At 63.4% G+C, this 18,796-nt stretch carries 20 protein-coding genes; 12 read left to right on the top strand and 8 right to left on the bottom strand.

All coding sequences use genetic code 11. The annotated features are described in order from the left end of the window. Nucleotides 1–78 precede the first annotated feature (78 nt). Both CDA63_RS15235 and CDA63_RS21895 read right to left on the bottom strand, forming a co-directional pair. Nucleotides 79–1,713: an oleate hydratase gene (locus CDA63_RS15235; protein WP_088465319.1), complete on the bottom strand. Its 1,635-nt coding sequence runs from the start codon at nucleotides 1,711–1,713 to the stop codon at nucleotides 79–81. 386 nt (nucleotides 1,714–2,099) lie between these two features. Then, nucleotides 2,100–2,330, bottom strand: a complete 231-nt coding sequence (locus CDA63_RS21895) for a T9SS type A sorting domain-containing protein (protein WP_165768325.1) — start codon at nucleotides 2,328–2,330, stop codon at nucleotides 2,100–2,102. An 83-nt stretch (nucleotides 2,331–2,413) separates the two neighbouring features. Between CDA63_RS21895 and CDA63_RS21635 the strand changes: the two genes are divergently transcribed. The 3 genes from CDA63_RS21635 to CDA63_RS15220 all read left to right on the top strand — a co-directional run bounded on the left by CDA63_RS21635 (nucleotide 2,414) and on the right by CDA63_RS15220 (nucleotide 4,325). After that, entirely contained in the window at nucleotides 2,414–2,548 is a 135-nt protein-coding gene (locus CDA63_RS21635; protein WP_262490666.1) for a hypothetical protein, read from the top strand. 494 nt (nucleotides 2,549–3,042) lie between these two features. Further along, nucleotides 3,043–3,303, top strand: coding sequence for a hypothetical protein (locus tag CDA63_RS15225; RefSeq protein WP_126546892.1), 261 nt, complete (start codon nucleotides 3,043–3,045; stop codon nucleotides 3,301–3,303). 98 nt (nucleotides 3,304–3,401) lie between these two features. Next, nucleotides 3,402–4,325: a DUF6929 family protein gene (locus CDA63_RS15220; RefSeq protein WP_088465316.1), complete on the top strand. Its 924-nt coding sequence runs from the start codon at nucleotides 3,402–3,404 to the stop codon at nucleotides 4,323–4,325. A gap of 420 nt (nucleotides 4,326–4,745) precedes the next feature. Here CDA63_RS15220 and CDA63_RS15215 read toward each other — a convergent pair whose 3' ends face one another. The 4 genes from CDA63_RS15215 to CDA63_RS15200 form a co-directional block, all read right to left on the bottom strand. After that, the gene (locus CDA63_RS15215) at nucleotides 4,746–5,150 is read right to left on the bottom strand and encodes a hypothetical protein (protein ID WP_088465315.1); all 405 of its coding nucleotides are present in this window, start codon (nucleotides 5,148–5,150) and stop codon (nucleotides 4,746–4,748) included. Between the two features lie 74 nt (nucleotides 5,151–5,224). Beyond that, on the bottom strand, nucleotides 5,225–7,216 hold the full coding sequence (locus tag CDA63_RS15210; RefSeq protein WP_088465314.1) for a KUP/HAK/KT family potassium transporter: 1,992 nt from the start codon (nucleotides 7,214–7,216) through the stop codon (nucleotides 5,225–5,227). Between the two features lies 1 nt (nucleotide 7,217). Then, nucleotides 7,218–9,014: a sensor histidine kinase gene (locus CDA63_RS15205; RefSeq protein ID WP_088465313.1), complete on the bottom strand. Its 1,797-nt coding sequence runs from the start codon at nucleotides 9,012–9,014 to the stop codon at nucleotides 7,218–7,220. Nucleotides 9,015–9,214: 200 nt separating this feature from the next. Then, on the bottom strand, nucleotides 9,215–10,561 hold the full coding sequence (locus CDA63_RS15200) for a sigma-54-dependent transcriptional regulator (RefSeq protein WP_088465312.1): 1,347 nt from the start codon (nucleotides 10,559–10,561) through the stop codon (nucleotides 9,215–9,217). 351 nt (nucleotides 10,562–10,912) lie between these two features. Between CDA63_RS15200 and CDA63_RS15195 the strand changes: the two genes are divergently transcribed. From CDA63_RS15195 to CDA63_RS15155, 9 genes are all read left to right on the top strand, one after another. Further along, the gene (locus CDA63_RS15195; protein ID WP_126546891.1) at nucleotides 10,913–11,365 is read left to right on the top strand and encodes a hypothetical protein; all 453 of its coding nucleotides are present in this window, start codon (nucleotides 10,913–10,915) and stop codon (nucleotides 11,363–11,365) included. A gap of 123 nt (nucleotides 11,366–11,488) precedes the next feature. Next, nucleotides 11,489–11,770: a hypothetical protein gene (locus tag CDA63_RS15190; protein ID WP_088465310.1), complete on the top strand. Its 282-nt coding sequence runs from the start codon at nucleotides 11,489–11,491 to the stop codon at nucleotides 11,768–11,770. A gap of 78 nt (nucleotides 11,771–11,848) precedes the next feature. Beyond that, nucleotides 11,849–12,574, top strand: coding sequence for a DUF6088 family protein (locus tag CDA63_RS15185; protein ID WP_088465309.1), 726 nt, complete (start codon nucleotides 11,849–11,851; stop codon nucleotides 12,572–12,574). A gap of 74 nt (nucleotides 12,575–12,648) precedes the next feature. Next, nucleotides 12,649–13,068 carry a nucleotidyl transferase AbiEii/AbiGii toxin family protein gene (locus CDA63_RS21630; protein ID WP_165768324.1) on the top strand — a complete coding sequence of 140 codons (420 nt, stop codon included), beginning with the start codon at nucleotides 12,649–12,651 and terminating at the stop codon, nucleotides 13,066–13,068. After that, nucleotides 12,972–13,451: a nucleotidyl transferase AbiEii/AbiGii toxin family protein gene (locus CDA63_RS21625; RefSeq protein ID WP_088465307.1), complete on the top strand. Its 480-nt coding sequence runs from the start codon at nucleotides 12,972–12,974 to the stop codon at nucleotides 13,449–13,451. Before CDA63_RS21630 ends, CDA63_RS21625 begins: the two co-directional genes overlap by 97 nt. 287 nt (nucleotides 13,452–13,738) lie before the next feature. Next, nucleotides 13,739–14,269 (top strand): hypothetical protein, encoded by a 531-nt coding sequence (locus CDA63_RS15170; protein ID WP_126546890.1) that lies wholly within the window; start codon nucleotides 13,739–13,741, stop codon nucleotides 14,267–14,269. Between the two features lie 38 nt (nucleotides 14,270–14,307). Then, nucleotides 14,308–14,613, top strand: a complete 306-nt coding sequence (locus tag CDA63_RS15165) for a transposase (RefSeq protein WP_088465305.1) — start codon at nucleotides 14,308–14,310, stop codon at nucleotides 14,611–14,613. 226 nt (nucleotides 14,614–14,839) lie between these two features. Further along, nucleotides 14,840–15,487, top strand: a complete 648-nt coding sequence (locus CDA63_RS15160) for an IS3 family transposase (RefSeq protein WP_165768323.1) — start codon at nucleotides 14,840–14,842, stop codon at nucleotides 15,485–15,487. Continuing rightward, complete coding sequence (locus CDA63_RS15155) at nucleotides 15,475–15,909, top strand: sensor histidine kinase (protein WP_165768322.1); 435 nt, start codon at nucleotides 15,475–15,477, stop codon at nucleotides 15,907–15,909. The genes CDA63_RS15160 and CDA63_RS15155 overlap by 13 nt, the downstream gene beginning before the upstream one ends. Before the next feature lie 256 nt (nucleotides 15,910–16,165). Here CDA63_RS15155 and CDA63_RS15150 read toward each other — a convergent pair whose 3' ends face one another. Together CDA63_RS15150 and CDA63_RS15145 are read right to left on the bottom strand one after the other, a co-directional pair. Further along, the gene (locus CDA63_RS15150; RefSeq protein WP_088465303.1) at nucleotides 16,166–17,752 is read right to left on the bottom strand and encodes a glycoside hydrolase family 32 protein; all 1,587 of its coding nucleotides are present in this window, start codon (nucleotides 17,750–17,752) and stop codon (nucleotides 16,166–16,168) included. A gap of 63 nt (nucleotides 17,753–17,815) precedes the next feature. After that, the gene (locus CDA63_RS15145) at nucleotides 17,816–18,721 is read right to left on the bottom strand and encodes a carbohydrate kinase family protein (RefSeq protein WP_165768321.1); all 906 of its coding nucleotides are present in this window, start codon (nucleotides 18,719–18,721) and stop codon (nucleotides 17,816–17,818) included. Nucleotides 18,722–18,796 lie beyond the last annotated feature (75 nt).

Raw genomic sequence — 18,796 nt, 5'->3', positions numbered from 1 at the left:
CTAAAACAGCGTACAACCGGTCGTAATCTGTTGCTGTGCTAGTAGTTGTAATGATCTGTTTCGCGCCGAAAACCCGTTTTACCGGGGGCAGGCGGCGAGTTGGCTGCTGGCACTCCGGCCCGGCTGCCGGATGGCCCGTTGGGCGTTAGCCAGCACCTGCGCGTCGTGCTGGCCCTGGTACACGGCGGGGGGCTGGCGGTCGAGCTGGAGCAGCGTGTACACCGCCAGCTGGGCCGAGCGCACGGAGTATTCGATGGTGAATGCCACGTCGTCCGGGATTTCGGTGAACTGGCCGAGGAAGCCGAAGTTGGTGGAGCCGGCCGGCACCACGGCCGGCCGGTCGCCGGGGGCGCGGGTCAGTAGCGGGCTGCTGATGGCCGGTAGCAGGCATGGAATGCAGTTGGCCGCCGCCAGCAGGGCCGGCAGCTCGGCGCCGAAGTGCAGGTGGTGCAGCAGCTCGGTCAGGATTTCCGCGCCCGTGCAGTCGCGCATTTTTTTCGGCACGAAGTCGCCCACGCGGTCCGGAAACAGGGCATTGCCCCAGAACACGGTCACGTCGGCGGGCTGGTTGAGGAAGTGCGGCTGGTGGGGCAGCGCCACCGACAGCAGCCAGCTCGAATCGACGAGCGAAACTAGCGCCCCGGTCCCGGCCTGGTTACCGCTGAATTTGGCCATCAAATCGAAGAACTGCGACCCCTTACTCGTCACGGTGAACGACTCCCAGGTGGCCTCGGCGGGCCGGTTGGCGAAGACCTCCGGCCGGCCAAAATCGGGGTACTTCCGCGCTAGTGTTTTCCACAGGGCCCAGGCGCGGTCGTCGGCATCGGGCCGCGGCGTGGGGGCGGTGGTCATGGAGCCCAGCACCGAGTTGGCGGCCATCGAGCCGTTGGTCATCAGCACGATATCGTGCGGCTGCACGGCCTGCAATTGCTGCTGCTGTCCCTGCTGGTACTGCATGGCTACCACCGTTTTCCCGTCTGCGCCGGGCGCAAAATCCAGGTCCGTTACCTGGCAGCCCAGCCGGAAGGCCACGCCCTGCTCGCGCAGCCAGGTCATGATGGGCAGCACCACCGAATCGAACTGATTATAAGGAGTGCGCTCGGCTCCGGCCAGGGTACCCAGGTTGGGCAGCTCGTGCAGAAACCGCAGTAAATAGCGCCGGAACTCGGCCAGGCTGTGCCAGCGCTGAAACGAGAACATGGTCGACCACAGCAGCCAGAAAGTGGTGGTGAAAAAGTCCGGCGCAAACCAGTCGTCCACGCGGCGGGCACCCAGGTCTGGTTCGAGGGCCGCCATCAGCTCGTGCAGGGCCAGCTGCCCGGCCGCGCTCAGGCCCAGCGAGGTTACGTCCATCACCTCGCCCCGGCCATTCACCAGCCGCGCCCGGGCTGAGGTCGTCATCCGCTGGTCGAAGGCCACGATGTCGTCGTAGGCCGACTGGCCAGGGTGCTCCAGCGAGGGGATGGAGGCCAGTAGGTCGTAGGTGCAGAAATAGGTGGCATTCATCATCCGGCCGCCGCGCAGCACGTAGCCCTGCTCGGCCCGGCCGGCCGCGTCGAGGCTGCCCCCAACCAGCGCCGCTTGCTCGAAAATATGGATGTTGCGGCCCGATACCCCGCCATCCCGGATCAGAAAGACGGCGGCGGCAAAGGAGGCAATTCCCCCACCCACCAGATAAGCGTGAACGGCAGGAAGCAGGGCGGGAGTAGCCATAAAATGAAATGCTGAAAAGTGGAAACACCGACCGACCTCAACCAACAGGCCCGGCGCACTGCGCAGGCCTCCAGGCCAAAAGCAGGTTCCGTTAACGACGCTGAATCAGCGGCTGCTAGTCAGATTTGTAGCGCCGGATTGTATTGAAAACCAAGTGCTTAAAACGAGTCGGCGGATTTGCTAGGGCCGAAGCCCGGGCGATGCAGGTCGGAAATGGTTTAGGCCAGGGAAGCCCGACAGTGGTTGTGGTGCAAAGGTTATGGGGAACCCGCTGGTAACCCATGATGCCAATCAGGCAGTGGCCTGACTGATGTCATGTGCCCAGTCGCGCCGCTGGCTTGTTTTTACCGGAACTCCTTTGCTACGTTTATCCTCGTGCACCTATATCAGAGAAGCGAAAGGCGTTTATATACCTTTCCTTGGCTCGTATGCAGAATGATCAGGTATAAGCCGGCGCGCACTCCGCTTACATCCAGCGTTAGCTCATCTTGTTCAGCCGGTCTTGCGGATCGGTGCAGCACGCGGCGGCCCACCGCATCGATGAGCTCCAACGAATCCACCGTGAAGTCTGCCTGGGTCCACCGGACGGTTACCGGGCCGCGGGCTGGGTTTGGCAATACGTTCGTAGCTGTCTGGGCCGGTAATACCAACCGAGCTGCCGCGCCCTCCTACTCCGGCAACCATCCACGCACCCGTACGGGTGCCCCGCGGTACCAGCACCCGTAGCTCCGTGGGCGAGGCGCTCAACACGCGGGCAGGAACGCCAGCCAGCCAGATCCAGGAGCACTTTCATGCCCTGCTCGACCAACGCTTCAACCAATGGCAACTGGTATAAGGTTCGAGCGGCTGGGCCCGCAGATGACAAGCCGTTTGTTTATTGAAACCACTGTTATCCCGAGCTTCGTGCTAGTGGCAACGTCCGTGTAAAGGCATCAAAAACCGATAACTTTACCAGGCCCATTCACCTTACCACTAATTACCACTAAGCGCCCGCTTTTCACCCTGATTTTTGGCTAAATCCACGTCTCCATCAGCACGCAATCGGCCGAAATCTAAAAGTGTCTCATCTCCCGCTGCCTGGTCGAGCACCGCTGGACCCTGGACGAGTGGATGCAAGTATAGATGTCCTCCCGCCGGACTGCCGCGCAGTGCCGCCCGCCCGGACTGCTGACCAAGGTTGACGCCGGCGATACAATCATTGTCTCCTAACTCCCACGGCTGGGCCGCTCCCTGCGCAAGGTGCTATGCCTGATTGAGGAACTGCATGGTCAGAAGCGCTGCTGGCTGATTCTGATCAAGTAGGACCTGGACCCGCCGAACCACTGCGCCATGACTCACAAAATCCTATTGACCATTTTCGCCCTGCTGGCCGAGTTGGCGCGCTACTACGTGCCTGAGCGCACCAAGCAAAGGCTACGGGCGTGCCGCAAGCAGAGCATCGTGCTGGGCAAGCCCAAGGGTGTGGTGCAGCAGTCCATGTACGATGCCGACCGTCAACGCATCCTGCACCGCCGCGCGCTGGGCTGGCTGCGGACCATTACCGTCGACGTGTCTCTGAATTGCGACAAATTACTCTGCCTGAGAAAATAACCCAGCCAAGCTACAGTGGCAGCCGGCCCGAAATGCATCCGCTTAACTAGCCGAGTCGCCATTTTTCCCTCTTTATTCTATCCCTCCTTCTAGGCATCATGATAGCAACCATTCTTTCCGAAACGACGCTGCTCGACTTGCCCTCGGCCTCGGGGGTGGAGATTGTCGGCCCTGCGGCTTACCTGCTTAGCGACGATGCGCCTTACCTGTATTTGCTCGACGCGGCTACTTTGGCACCAGTAGATCAGGTGGAACTCTTCGTCAGCACCGAGTTCGGAACGGGCCGGATTCCGAAAGCGCGCAAGCCGGACCTCGAATGCATGGCCGCCGTCGTGGCTCCAGGCGGTCAAGCCGGCCTGCTGCTTTGTGGCTCGGGGGCGCAAGCCAACCGCGAAACCGGCTACTTCGTGGGCTTAGTATCACCCGGGGCCTCGCCTGAAGGGGGCCGCCCCCGCTTCGTACAACGCCTTGACCTGGCGGGGCTCTACGCCCGATTGCGGACGCATCTGCCCATCGGCACCACCCTCAACCTCGAAGCCGCCGCTACCACGCCCACGGAACTGCTGCTATTGCAGCGTCCCGTGGGCGCGGGGCCAGCCTTGGTGTTCGAGCTGCCGTTGGCCGCTACGCTGGCGCATTTGTTTGAGCCGCGCCTGCCGGTACCCCCACCGGGGCGGGTTCTGCGTTTTGCGTTGCCGACGCTAGGAGGGTATGCAGCGGGCTTCTCCGGGGCCACTTTTGTCGACGGACGACTGCTGATCACGGCCTCGGTGGAGGCGACGACGGATGCGCTAGCCGACGGGGCCACCCTGGGTTCCTTCGTGGGACTACTCGACCTGGCGGCACAAACCGCTTCGTTTGCCCGACTTACGTGGGGTGATGGCCGCGCCTACCTCGGTAAAGTGGAGGGATTAGCCGTGCGCCGCACCCAAGGGCCGGACCAGTTGGAATTACTGCTCGTGTCGGACGACGACCGGGGTGGTAGCACTGCCCTGGTGGCTGAGGTGCAGTTAAAGAGGTAGGGCTTCTTATGGCACAAGGGGTAGACGTATCCCCCTCCCCTACTGCGGGACTCAAATGCGTAAGTCCTATTAAAAAGCAATGGCGATACTACTCGTCCGGTTGCCGTAGGGGTCAACGGTAAGGCAGTGGCACTACGGAAAGCAACTGTTCCCGGCTGCGAGCACCCGGCCTTCTACCCTAAACCGCACATGGCTGGCCGGGGCTAGGTGCCCCTTTATTGCTCCACTGCACTTGTTTTAGGCGGCTTGTTCGGCCCTGGTTAAAATTTCAGTCCCAAAGTCGCAGCGGAAGCAGTCGTAGTCTATATCCACCACTCATACGTCTTCATTTGTCGAACGCAACAGGGCAGTTTACGCCCCCCCCCCCGGAAATGACCATCGGCCTGTCCGTGCAGCAGCACACTTGCTAAGGGGCAGAGGCTAGCCCGGGCCCTGCTGCCCAACCCAGGCCGTCACGGCGGCAATGGCTGCCGGATCCAGCGCGGCGACGGACAAGGAAACGGCCATTTCCCGGCCCAGGTGGAATACCAGGGTCGTGGTCAGGCCCCGCCGCACAGAAAGCGCCGTCACCTCCGAGTGCAGCAGCAGGTACGTTTTGCCCGGAAACCGGAGCGGGTAGCGCACCCGTAGCAGGCCCTCGCGGGTGGATACCTGCCCGAAATAGTAGCCGACGAGCCCGGCCAGCAGCACCGTGGGTACCCCGGCCCCCAGCAGCAACTGCGGCACGGACAGGGTGCGCGCTACCACGGTCAGCAGGGCCGCGAGGCTTATCATCCAGGCCAGCGCAAGCCAGCCCAGGGTACGGAAAGAGCTCCGGACGCGCATCGGCAAGAAGGAAGAAGTAACAGCGAGTGACGCGTAGCAAGCGAGCCGGGGCCACCCCGCTTATAACCTCACCTTTACCGGGTTTCGATTGGGGCAAGCGGGGCGCCGATGCGGGTGAGCGTGACGTCCTGCACCGGGGAGAGCACCAAGGGTACCTTCTCCACTTTCACCGAGCTGGTGTCGAGGCCGAAGTACTTGTCTTCGGAGGCAATAAACTGTTTGATGTAGAAGTAGGCCTGCATGACCAGCTTCTCGACGAAAGGAAAGTCGTTTTCGACCGAGAGGTACTTTTCCATCACCACGAAGCGGAAGTCGCCCGTCACGTGCTGCTTGCTCAGCGACTCGTAGCGCGAGGTGATGTCCACCTCTTTGTTGCGCACCATCTGCTCAATCACCTTGCGGAAGTAGAGGTTGATTTTCTGCTCGACCCGGAAGCCCAGCCGGAAGTTGATGCGGTAGGCGTCGTCCGGGGCCAGCTCCTTCACCGAGTACTCCAGCGTGTAGGGCTGGTCGGTGGTGTCCACGTGCACGAACCAGTAGATATCGGCCCGCTTGGGGCGCTTCTGGAAGATGGAGTAGATGATTTTCTGCTCGATTTCCGTGCCCCGCTCCGCCGACGACATGAACACCAGGTGGGTGGCGTACTTGGGGATGGACTCGTCGGCGCTCAGCTGCTGAATGCCTTCCAGGTACGGGTCGATGGGCACGAACTCGGTGAGGCGGCGCTTGATGTGGTAGGCCCGCAGCCACACGTACATCACCCCCATCAGCACCAGGCCGATAGCCACCGATACCCAGCCGCCGTGCGGAAACTTGATGAGGTTGGCCACCAGGAAGGAGCCTTCAATTACCCCGTAGACCAGTAGAAACAAAACCACCAGCAGTAGGGGCACTTTCCGGGCCCGCAGCCACATGCTCAGCAGCAGCGTCGTCATCATCATGGTCACGGTAATGGCCAGGCCGTACGCCGCCTCCATGTTTTCGGACTTGCGGAAGTAGAGCACGATGCCAATGCAGCCTAGCAGCAGCAGGCGGTTCATGCTGGGCACGAACAGCTGCCCCTTCACGTCGGTGGGGTAGTTGAGCTTCACCTTGGGCCACATGTTGAGGCGAATGGCCTCGGCCACCAGCGTAAACGAGCCGGTGATGAGCGCCTGCGAGGCGATGATGGCCGCCAGGGTTGCAATGCCGATGCCGATGAGCAGGAACCACGACGGCATCAGGGCATAGAAGGGGTTGCGGCCGGCCAGTTGCTCACCCTGGTGGGCCACCATCCAGGCGCCCTGCCCGAAATAGTTGAGCAGCAGGCAGGTCTTCACAAAAATCCAGCTGATGCGGATGTTGCCCTTGCCGCAGTGGCCCAGGTCGGAGTACAGCGCCTCGGCCCCGGTGGTGCACAGGAACACGGCCCCCAGCAGCCAGAACCCGCCCGGCGTGTTCACCAGCAGGTTGTAGGCGTAGTAGGGGTTGAGCGCCTGGAGCACTTCGGGGTGCTGCAGAATGCCGCTCACCCCGAGCCCGGCCAGCATGGAGAACCACACCAGCATAATGGGGCCAAATGCTTTGCCCACAATCTGGGTACCAAAACTTTGCAGCAGAAACAGGGCGACGATAATGCCAATGACGATGGGCACGGTCGGCAAGGTGGGATAGACGGCCTGCAGGCCCTCAATAGCCGACGAGACCGAGATGGGCGGCGTTATCACGCCGTCGGCCATCAGGGCCGCCCCGCCAATGATGGCCACGGCCGAGAGCCAGGCCCCGCGCCGCCGCACCAGGGCGAACAGGGAGAAGATGCCGCCTTCCCCGTTGTTGTCGGCGTTGAGCGTGAGCAGCACGTACTTGAGCGTGGTTTGCAGCGTGAGCGTCCAGAAGACGCACGAAATGCCCCCGTAGACCAGGTTAGCGTCGATCAGGCCGGGGACAATGGCCTTCATCACGTAGAGCGGCGAGGTGCCGATGTCGCCGTAGATAATGCCCAGGGCCACGAGCAGGCCGGCCGTGGTGATGCGACTGGTGTGGTGGCTGGCGGCGTTGGCGGGATTCGCGTTGGATTCGGCTGTCATGCTAAAGGGAAGAGAAAGATTCGGGAGAATAGCTGGGCTCGTGGGCCCGGGGCAGGGTAAAAAAGAACGTGCTGCCCGCGCCGGGTGCACTGCGGACACCCAACTCTCCGCCCTGGGTGGTGATAAATTCGTGGGAAATACTCAGGCCCAGGCCATTGCCTTCGCGGTGGGCGCCGCCGGCGTCGGGCACCTGGGCAAAGCGCTGAAAGATGCGCTCCTGGTGCTCGGGGGCAATGCCCGGTCCAACATCCTGCACGCTCAGCTGCACGTAGTCGCCCTGGCAGGCGGCACTTACCACGATGCGCCCGCCTTCGGGTGAGTACCGCACCGCATTGGCCAGCAGGTTGAGCAGTACCCAGGCCGTTTTCTCCAGGTCGGCCAGCACCAGGGGCAGGCCGGCGGGCAGGTCCACGGTCAGGGCCAGGGCTTTGGGGGCCAGCTGCAGCCGTAGCGGCCCGGTGGCCGCCGCGACCAGGTCGGCCACCGTCGTGGGCCGAGCCTGCAGCGGGATGGCGCCCGACTCGTGGCGGGCCACGTCGAGCAGGTTGCGGGTGAGCTTGAGCAGGCGCTGGTTTTCCTGCTGCAGCGTGCCCACCATCTGCTGCTGCTCGGCGTTGAGCGGCCCCACGCGCTGGTCGAGCAGCAGCTTGAGGTGGAAGTGAATGGTGGAGAGCGGGGTTTTCAGCTCGTGCGACACGGTGGCCAGGTACTGGGATTTCGCCTGGTCGAGCCGCTTGAAGTCGGAGATGTTGTGCAGGGCCACGATGGTGCCCAGAAATTCCATCTGGCTGCGCACGGGGTTGAACCACGTTTCGTTGTGCACCAGCAGGCGGTAGTGGCTTTCCTCGCCGGCCTGGTCGACCGTAAAGGGCTGCGGCCCGGCCGGGCCCGGGGCCGTGACTAAGGGCAGCAGGGAGGCCATGACGGGGTTGGCGTGGGCCAGCTGGTCGGCGGCCTGGCCCACTACCTGGGCCTGGGGCAGCCCCAACAGGGCGCAGGCGGGCGGATTGGCCACCAGCACGACGCGGGCCTCGTCGAACAGGAACAAGGCTTCGTCCAGCGTCTGCACAATGCTGGCCACCCGGTTGCGCTCGGTGAGCACTTCGCCCAGGTTCGTGTTACGAAACTCGTTGAGGTGCCGCAGCAGCCGATTAAAGGCGAGCCCCACCTGGGCAAACTCATCGCGGCTCTCAATGGCAATGGAGGTGGCAAAGTCACCCTGGGCCGCGTGCTCGATGCTGGCCGAGAGCTTGCGCAGCCCGCCCACAGCCGCTTCCGGCACGCCAATGGCCAGGCTCAGGGCCACCAGCAGACTCAGGGCCACGAAGGCCAGCAGGTTGCGGCTCGCAACTTTAGCGGTGCGGTTGGCCAACTCGTTTCGTCGGGTCACGGCGCGCAGGTTGAGCGCCACCACCCGCTGGGTAAGGTCGCGCATCCGGGCCAGGGCCGGTGCCCAGCCGGGTGAGTCAGCGGGCAAAGCCGCCGCGGCAGCCAGCTCCCGGGTCAGGCTATCGACCAGGAGCTGCTCGCCGGGCTCGGTAATGTTGCGCGCTTCTCGTTGGAGTTGGTCACCAAAGCGCGCCAGGCTCTGCGCGCGGGCACCGGGTACGTGCAGTTCGGCCCCAGCCAGGGTTTGCAGCATCTGCTGGCCCACTTCTACGGAGTAAAAATTATCCTGCAGAATGGTCCGGGAGCTGCGGTCCAGGCGCTGCACGGTGTAATGGGCGTACCCGCCCAGTGCCAGCAGCAGCGCCAGCACGGCCAGAAAGCCCAGGGTAATCTTGGTTTTGATGTTCATAGCCCGTCTAACGGCGCAGGGACCAGCCAATGCCCCGCCACGTTTTACAAGACGCCCGCGCCGGCCGCCTAAGGCGCTTACAGGCACGGCATTAATTTATTCCACCCATTTTCAGGCGGGAAATTCTCGGGGCCGACCCGATCATTCTGACACGGTTTTTTGTCAGAATGATCGGGTCGACCGGGTGGGCGCGCCGGCGTTTACAGGCCGTATTCCCCGATTTTGCGGTACAGGGTCTTCAGACCAATGCCCAGCTGCCGGGCGGCTTCGGTTTTATTGCCGCCCGTTTCGCTCAGCACCAGCCGGATCTGGCGCTTTTCCAGGGCGCGTAGCGAGCGCGCGTCTTCGGCCTCGAAAGCGTCGGCCCGGGTCTGGAACTCCGGGGGCAGCAGGTCGGTGGTCAGCCACTGCTCATCGGCGAGAATGACGGCGCGCTCCAGCACATTTTTGAGCTCCCGCACGTTGCCGCGCCACTCGTACCGGCTCAGCTGCTGCAGAAAGGCCGGGTCGAGGCCGTGCAGGCGCTTGCCGAGCTTGGCGGCGTAGACTTGCAGAAAATGTTGGGCCAGGGGCTCAATGTCGTCGCGGCGGGCGCTGAGCGGCGGTACCGGCACCACAAACACCGAGAGGCGGTAGTAGAGGTCCGCCCGAAACAGGCCCTGGTCGGCTTCCTGGCGCAGGTTGCGGTTGGTGGCCGCCACCACGCGCACGTTTACTTTGGTGGGTTTAGTGTCGCCGAGCTTGGTGAACTCCTGGCCCTCGAGTACGCGCAGCAGCTTGGCCTGCAGGTTGATGTCGAGCTCCCCGATTTCATCCAGGAACAGCGTGCCCCCACTGGCCTCTTCAAACAGCCCTTTTTTGTCGGCCAGCGCGCCGGTGAAGGCGCCCTTCTTGTAGCCAAAGAGCTCGGATTCGAGCAGGTCCCTGGGGAAGGCCGAGCAGTTGACGGCCACCAAGGGCTTGGCGCGGCGGGGGCTGGCGTGGTGGATGGCGTGGGCAAACAGCTCCTTGCCGCTGCCGGTGGGCCCCTCCAGCAGCACGGCCGCTTCCGTGGGAGCCACGCGTTGGGCCAGGTCCCTGGCCTGGCTCAGGGCGGCCGAGGTACCAATCATCGAAGCAAAGTCGTGCTGGGCCCCCATCTGCTGCTCCAGGTCGGCCACCCGGCGCTGCAGCCGGGCTTTTTCCATGGCCCGCTCCACCACCACCAGCAGCTGATCATCGGAGTCGCCCTTGGTCAGGTAGTCGAAGGCCCCGAGCTTCATGGCCCGCACGCCGTCGGCCACGGTGCCATAGGCGGTGAGCAGGATGACTTCGGCCAGCGGCGCCAGGGCCTTGAGGCGAGCGAGCAGCTCCACGCCGTGGGCGTCGGGCAGCTTCACGTCGCAGAGCACCACGAGCACCTCCCCCGCGTGCTGCTGCAGCAGTTCCAGGCCATGGCGGGCATCGGGGGCGGGCAGGACCGTATAGCCCTCCAGGCCCAGCACCCGCGAGAGAATGTGGCGCAGGCTGGGTTCGTCGTCAATGAGCAGCAGGGTACCGTCGGGCATGGGGGCGGGCAATAGAGAAGAACAGTCGCATCAGCGAAGCTGGCAAACATACGGTTTTACGGCAGCCGGGCTTTTTCCATGGCCCACTTCACCAGACCAGCCGTTAATGGCCCGAAGGCCCATTAACGGTGATTTAAACAGCCCCAGTCTTTCGGAGAGGGTACGATAAGGCACATGAACTGTGTTAAAAGTCAAGTGTTAGGGGCAAATTTGGAGGTGAAATAGGCTTGATAAGGCACACCATTCTTTCTCACCTTCCGGCAGGCCCGGGAGCTGGGCGCCACGCTCGAAAATACGGCCGCTTACCTGCAGTTCTGGCTGGAGCAGCTGCGCGGGGACAAAAAACTGGTGGTGCAGGCTGCCATCCGGGCCCAGCGGGCCGCCGAGCTGATTGTGAGTCCCCCAGCTCCCGATGGGGCGCAGCCACAGCCGCAACCCGCGCCGCAGCCGCCTCCCTCCCACCCCACCGCCCCGGCGGGCCCGGCCGATAACGGGGCGCTGGCGGCGGATCCGGCAGCTGATCCGGCGCTGGGGACGCAGGTGCTGAGCCAGCAAACGGGGCCTTCGCTGACGTCGCTGGTCATTGCCGCCCAGCGCAGCGAGCTGACCCGGCTGCTGGAGCACCCCGCTTTCAGTGATGAGCAGCGCCGCACGGCCACCGGCCGGATTCTGGCCGAAGCCGACCCCGCGCGCCTGGGCCGCTGGCTGACCAATATTATGCAGCGCGTGGCAGCCTGGGAAAACCAGGCGCTGGCCGAGGAGGCGCGGCAGAATCCGCGCCCCCACCCTTGCGACGACTGCTAACGCCTTGCGCCCGCCGGTGACCTACGCTCACGTTACCGGTGGGGCCGGGGGCAGTGGGGTATCGCTGCCCCTCGCCCCTGCCCCTGCCTGCCGGCCGCCTTACTTTCTACTTTCTTCCCCTATATGCCCGCTTCCCCTCCCCCACTGCCCCCAACTGCCGCTTCGCCCCGGCGTTTTACGGACCTGCTGCGCCACGGCCGATACCGCTTTACCGAGCGCGAGATGATGCAACATCTGGGCATGAGCTACCGCACCATCAAGCAGCGTGAGGCCAACCCCTCTTCCCTCACGATTGGTGAGCTGCTGCGGGTCGCGGATTTGCTTAACGAGCCCGCGCAGGACATTATGGCCGTAGTTTTGGCGGAGGTGCAGGCTAGCAACCGAGCCTCGGCGGGAACGGACTAAGCTTAAATTATGTCAAGTTTTTACATGTAAAAACTTGACATAATTCGTATATTTGCCTTCTGCGTATTTCTGTTTGCCATGCCCGAATCCATCATGCAGTGTGTTCGCCGGCAAGTCGAGGCCTTTGCGCCGGGCGAGCTGCTGACCTATGCCGATCTGGTGACGGAGCCCGCTCAGTTCGGGGCGGTGGCCGCGGCGCTGAGCCGGCTGAGCCGGCAAGGCCTGCTGGTCCGCTTTGCCAAAGGCCAGTACTACCGCCCCCAGAACAGTCGCTTTGGTCCGCTGCAGCCTTCCGAGGGAGCCGTATTGCGCACGCTCACGGCCGCCGGCGGCGAGCCGCTGGCCTACCGGGCGGGCGTGAGCCTCTACCACCAGTTGGGCCTGACTACCCAGGTACCGGCCGAAACGACCGTGACCACCCCCCGGCCGCGACGTACCCCACCCCGGCACGTGGGGTTCGTGGTGCGCCCGGCCCCGGAGAGGGCCAGCGACGTGCCTCTGCTGCAGTGGCTGGAAGTGCTGCGGGACCTGCGCCGCATTCCCGACACCAGCCCCGATGAGGTACTGGCCCGGGTGCAGCGTGAAATCATCCGCCTTTCCCCGGCCGCCCGGCGTCGTCTGACGGAGCTGGCCGCGGCACAGGCCCCGCCCCGGGCCCGCGCCGTACTGGGCGCATTGCTGGAAAGGCTAACCGATATCAAAGGCGCGGCCACATTACGCGCCACCCTCAATCCTTTAACTACCTACCGCCTGGGCCTGAGTGCCGGGGCCCTGCCCAATCGCGCCGCGTGGAACATCCAATGACTTTGCACCAGAGCCCGGAGTTCGGGCAGATCCTGCTGGCCACCGCTCAAGGGTTGGGCTTACCCGAATCCTTTGTGGAGAAGGACTATTGGGTAAGCTACTTCTTGCGGGCGCTGGCCGATTCGCCCTACCGCGAGCAGTTGGTATTCAAGGGCGGTACGGCCCTGTCCAAGGCCTACGGGCTGGTCGAACGGTTTTCCGAAGACGTGGACCTGGCCATCGCCGGCACCCAGGGCTGGAGTGGCGGGCAGGTCAAGAAGCTCATGGATGCGGGGGCCCGGCACATTACCCAGGGGCTGACGGCCGTGGTGGAAGCGGACGTGACCGTGCGCGGGAGCCACTTTCGCAAGACCCTGCACCAGTTCCCGGCTACTGCCGTGCCCACCCCGGCAGCCAGATGCGGCCCGGCGCGGTGCTGCTCGAAATCAACGCTTTCGCCCGCCCCCACCCCAGCCAGTGGCGGCCGGTGCAGTCCTACGCCGGCCAGTTTCTGACCCAGCGCGGTGAGCTGGCCCTGGTGGAGCAGCACGGGCTGGCCCCGTCTGAGATACTCGTCCTGGCCTTAGAGCGAACCCTGGTGGAGAAGATATTGGCCCTGGTGCGTGCGGGCTACGCACACGACCCGCTAGGTGAGCTGCAGGTCAAACTCCACCACGCCTACGACCTGCACCGACTGCTTCAGCCGCCGCCATTGCGGGAGTTTCTGGCCGGGCTGGTGTTCGAGGCGCTGCTGGTCGAAGTGCGCGCTGACGATGCCCGCAATCAGGAATTTCAGGGCGAATGGGCTGCGCGCCCGCTGGCGCAGGCGCGCCTGTTTGCCGACGCAGGCCAAACTTGGCAGCATTTAGCACCCACCTACCAGGGCGCTTTCCGGTAATTAGTGTACGGCCCGTTGCCGGCTGCCGCCGCACTGCAGCAGTCCCTGGCGGCAATAACGGCCCGGTTACAGGGGCTATAGGAGGCCATTACATAGCAGCGGAGGATAAAATAAGCTTAAGCTTTCCCCATACTTTTCACCAGCCTTTGCGGGCTGTAACACCGAATCACTCACTACCTACCAGAACTACCGTTTTCTTAAACCCAGTGGAAGTCACAGGCGGAAAGGGTTACCCTGCTAAGTGTGACTAAAACCAGCTGTCGGGCCGGTGCATCATGCTTTTACTTATGTCTACCAACCGTTCTATTCCTGTTCCTTCTGCCGAATGCCGGACCTTGCCGATGCCAGAAGCCCTCGCGTATCCGGAACAACACGGTGGTTCCATTCACCGACTTCGGGGGACGCGGGCCATTCCCAGCAAATGCGCCACCGGGTACCCGTTGGTCAATGGCGAAATCGTCCTTTTGGAAAACGGCTTGCGCGACACGTCCCCGGCGCTGGTTTTTTCCACCGCGGCGGCCTTTGACGCGTGCTGCCGGGCGGACCAGTTCCTGCTCCCGCCGGCTTACATGACTTGGGGCGAAATCCATATGGTTGCGGTTGGGCGCTTCCTTACGGAGCCCGCCGTGTACGCCGTTCCGTTGCGCGCGGGCGTGCAGGTCGAAGCCCCCTTTGCCACGCAAATGGCCCTGGAAGACACCTACACTCGGGTGCGCACGTACCTACGCCGGAAATTCGTGCCTTGGGAAACACGCGAGACGATAGCTTACGCCTTCGCTTTAGCAGTGGCCCAGTTTTGGGTGGCTGAGGTGGTATAATCAAGACGGACAGAAGAAGGACGTATAGTTCTTCTGTTATGACAGCAAAAAAGAGCGGGGCGTCGCCCGACAAACAGCGTAAATACGACGAGGCCTTCAAGGCCGAAGCCCTACGCCTGGCATCGGAGAGCCGTAGCACCCAGGCAGCGGCCCGGCAACTGGGCATCAGCCCCAAGCTGCTCTACCGCTGGCAGCAGGCCCAACTCGTGGCCGAAGTGGGTAGTGTGGAAGTGGCCGGCGACCCGGAGGTGCGGGCCCTGCGTGCGGCCAATAAACGGCTCACGCAGGAGCTTGATAGGTTAAAAAAAGCCTTGGTCATCTTCGGCCAGTTCGGGGCCTCGTGAGCACGTACCGCTACATCGCGCAGCGGGCCGCTCAGGTACCCGTGCGCCAGCTCTGCCAGGTGCTGCGCGTGGCCCCGGCCGCGTACTACGGCTGGCAGCGCCGCCAACAGGTGCCAACGGCCGAACCGGCCTGGCAAGTAGCCGTGCGCGAAGCCGTTACGTACCACAGCCAACGCTATGGCACGCGTCGACTGCGCGCCGAAGTGCAAGCCAACGGCTACTCGGGGTGGGTCGCTGGCGCATCCGCCGCGTGCTCAAAGCGCACGGCCTGCGCGCGCAACAGCCCCGCTCGTTCGCGGCGGCGCGCACCACCGATTCTAACCCGGCCGTGCGCGCCGCGCCCAACCGCTTGCTCGACCAACCGGCCCCCACCGCCCCGAACCGGGTCTGGGTGGGCCGGGGCTTCACCTATTTGCCGCGCCAGGGCGGCGGCTGGCTCTACCTGACCGTCTGGCTGGACCGCTGCTCGCGCAAAATCGTGGGCTGGGACGTGCGCGAGACCATGCCCGAAGATTTGGTCAGCGAGGCCCTGCGCCGGGCCTTGGCCGTGCGCCAGCCCCGGGCGGGGCTCATCGTCCATTCCGACCAGGGCAGCCAGTACACGGCCACCCGCTTTAAGGACTTACTCGCCCGGCACGGGGCCGTACAGGGCATGAACCGGCGGGGCAATTGCTACGACAACGCCCACGCCGAATCGTTTTGGAGCCGCTTAAAGGCCGAACTGCTCGATGGCGGCAGCTTTCCCGGTCTAGCCGAGGCCAAGCTCGAAATCAGCCACCACATCGCCGAACGACGGCATTCTTTGCTCGGTTACCGCTCACCCAACCACTTCGAAACGCAACTTCAAACCACGTCCCAATTGTGTCCGGCATAGCTGGACCATCTCAGGCGGAGCAGCTGGCCGCACAAGGCATCGAAGTCACCCTTAGCGTCCGGCCCGCCCACCTTACCCTGCACGCCGACGGCCATCTGCTGGAGCAGGTGCTTATCAATCTGGTCCTCAATGCGTCACAGGCGCTCACCCAAAACCCCAACCCGCGCATTAGCCTGCGGGCCTGGTCCGATGAACAGGAGCGGGTGGTGGTGGAGGTGAAAGACAACGGAACCGGTATTCCCGCCGATGTGCTGGACAGCATTTTTATTTCTTTTTTTACCACTCGTACCAACGGCTCCGGGATTGGGCTAAGCTTGGCCAAGCAAATTATGCAACTGCACCAGGGCAGCATTCAGGTCCATTCCGTAGAGGGAGCCGGCAGTGCGTTTCAGCTGTGGTTTCCCTCGTCAATTCCCTGTTAGGGGTGTGGGTATAAGCTACATTACGTCAAGGGACAAAACTCAAATGGGTGCGTGAATTATTGTGCTTCCTTACTGCCCCTAAAGTCCTGCTTGCTTCTCTTGGTGGAGGCAAGTGGTTCCGGGTTCACAAAACGCATACTTGCCAGTCATTTCGGGGATGATGAATTTCGGATTGATTGTTTAAACGCGCGCTGCCTTGCAGGGGCCAGCTTGCACGCAATGCCAGACAGAGAATTAGACTTCACCGAAAGGAGCATCACTTGACTGGCTTCACTACCAGGTCGGCGCTGCTGATTTCTTGGAAAGTAATGCCGGGTTTGGAGCGCAGATGCACCCTCGTCAGGGGCTGGGTAGGGAAGAAGATGGCCGTCATGACCGTCAGGCCTTCATCGGCAAACAGCTCCACGGAGGCCGCGTCGAAGTAAAGGGTCAGGGCGGTGCCGGGAGCCGAGGTGAGGCGTGGGGCCGTGCTGCGGCTGGCAAATTCCTTGTTGAAATCCGTCTGACCCGCCTTGCTACGGTCGATGAAATAGGCCCGGGCGCCGGCGTTATAGCCCAGCACCAACTCCTCGCCGGCGGCGTTGCTAAGCACCAACTCAAAGTCGGTCAGCTGCTCGGTGCTCAGCGTCAGGCGGTGCTTGTCGCTGCTCATTTGCAAGCGACTCGTCAGGTCGGTGGGCGTCTGCTGCCCGGCTACGTTGCGCAGCACGGTGGGAGCGGCCGCCAGTTGTTGCAGTTCCTTAACCGGCTCCGAGGTCAGGCGGATATCGGTGCCCACTTGGCGCAGGCCCAGTTCGCGCGGGATGGTCAGGGCGTTGCGCCAGGGCGAGGTGGGTACCTGGTTGGCGTAGGTCCAGTTGCTCATCCAGCCCAGGAAAATGCGGCGGCCGGGCGTGTTGTTCCAGGTCACGCCAGCGTAGTCGTCGGGGCCGTAATCGGCCCATTTAGTGTCGGTGCTGCGGGGCGTGAAGGTTTTGCCGTCGAACTGGCCTACGAAGTACTGGGTGCCCGAACCACCGTTGGGGGCGCCCGGGTTCAGGTTGACGATGAGCACCCAGTAGGTCTGGCCCTTGAGCTGGAGCGGGAATAAGTCGGGGCACTCCCACACGCCACCGTGGGCCCCCACCTTCTCCCCAAACTCGCTGAGCTTGGTCCAGTTTTTCAGGTTGGGTGAGCCATAGAACGTAATTCGGTCCTTGGTGGCCAGCGTCATCACCCACTGCCGGCTGGCCTCGTGCCAGCTCACTTTCGGGTCGCGGAAGTCCTGGATGCCGGGGTTGGGCAGCACGGGGTTGCCGGCGTATTTCGTCCACGTTTTGCCCTCGTCGAGGCTGTAGGCCAGGCTTTGGTATTGGTGCTTGTTGGTGTGCTTCTTCTCCTCGGGGTCGTTGTGGTGGGTGAAGATGGCCACCATGGCATTCTTGCCGAAGCCGGCCGTGTTGTTGGCATCAATTACGGCGCTGCCCGAGAAAATCCAGCCCAGCGAATCGGGATAGAGGGCAATGGGCTGCTCCTGCCAGCGCACCAGGTCGCGGCTGGTGGCGTGGCCCCAGTGCATCGGGCCCCACACCATGCCATCGGGATAGTACTGGAAGTACAGGTGGTAGGTGCCGTTGAGATACACCATGCCGTTGGGGTCGTTCATCCAGTGGGCGGCCGGCGCGAAGTGGTAGGCCGGGCGGTACTGGGGCGTGGCGGGCGGCACCGCAGTAGCGGCTGGCGCGGCGGCGGTAGCAGAATCGGTAGCGACAGGGTTGCCAGTAGTGGCAGTGGTCCGGGAGGTATCGGGGTTGCAGGCGGCAAGGGCAAGGGCGCCCAGCGCCAGCAGGAAGGCAGATTTCATCACAGGTGGGAAGGAGACTAAGTAAGCAAAGGGAGAACGAGCTGTTTGACGTGGGCCCCAGCCTTACGCGGGTTGGGCGGCCAGCAGCTGGTGCACGTCGGCTTCGCCGATGGCGGGTGTGGCGCCCTGGTGCGTAGCGACCAACGCCCCGGTGGCGCAGGCGAAGCGCAGGCACTCGCCGGGCTCCTGGCCGGCCAGCCAGCCCCGGAGCAGGGCCGCCAGAAACGAGTCGCCGCTGCCAATGGTGTCGCGCACCGTTACGGGTACGCCGGGGGCGCGGTAGAGCTGGCCGTTGGTCCAGAGCAGGGCGCCATCGGCCCCGCAGGTAACGCATACGCCCTGCAGGCCGAAGCGGTCGGCCAGCCACTGCATAGCCGCGGGTCGGTCGGTTTCGGCCCCGAACCAAGCCATGATTTCAGCCAGCTCGTGGTGGTTCATTTTCACGAGGTCGGCTTTGTCGAGTAGATATGTTACGCCCTGGCGGGTGTAGTGCGGAGGGCGCATGTTCACATCGAACACCTTCAAACGGGCGTGTTCCAGCAGGCGGTAGAGGGTTTCGCGGGTGCCGGCCTGGCGGGCAGCCAGGCTGCCGAATACGAACATGTCGGCTGCTTCCACCAGCCGGCCCAACGCGGCATCGTATTGGATGTAGTCCCAGGCCACAGGCTGCACGATTTTGTAGCTCACCTCGTTGGCGTCGTCCACGTTGGCCTTGACCACGCCCGTAAGGTGGGTTTTACCGCGCTGCACGAAATCGGTGCGCAGCGCCTTAGAGTCGATAAAGTCCAGCAGTTCGGTGCCCAGTTCGTCGTCGCCGACGCGGCTAATCAGGTCCACCGATACGCCGAGCTGGTGCAGGTGCACGGCCACGTTGAAGGGCGCGCCGCCGGGCTGCCGGCCGTTGGGCAACACGTCCCAGAGCACTTCGCCAAAGCAAACAATTTTCGGATTTTCAGAATTGGAAGGCATGGAATTCAACGGCTTGGGGGCGGGAATAAGATAGCGAAGGAGCTGAACCGGTGAAACAGCACGCTGGCATCGCAG

It is taken from the genome of Hymenobacter amundsenii (assembly GCF_002204745.1).
Taxonomy (GTDB): Bacteria; Bacteroidota; Bacteroidia; order Cytophagales; family Hymenobacteraceae; genus Hymenobacter; species Hymenobacter amundsenii.
Note: the sequence above shows the minus strand (reverse complement) of the source record. Positions and strands in the feature narration are given on the sequence as shown.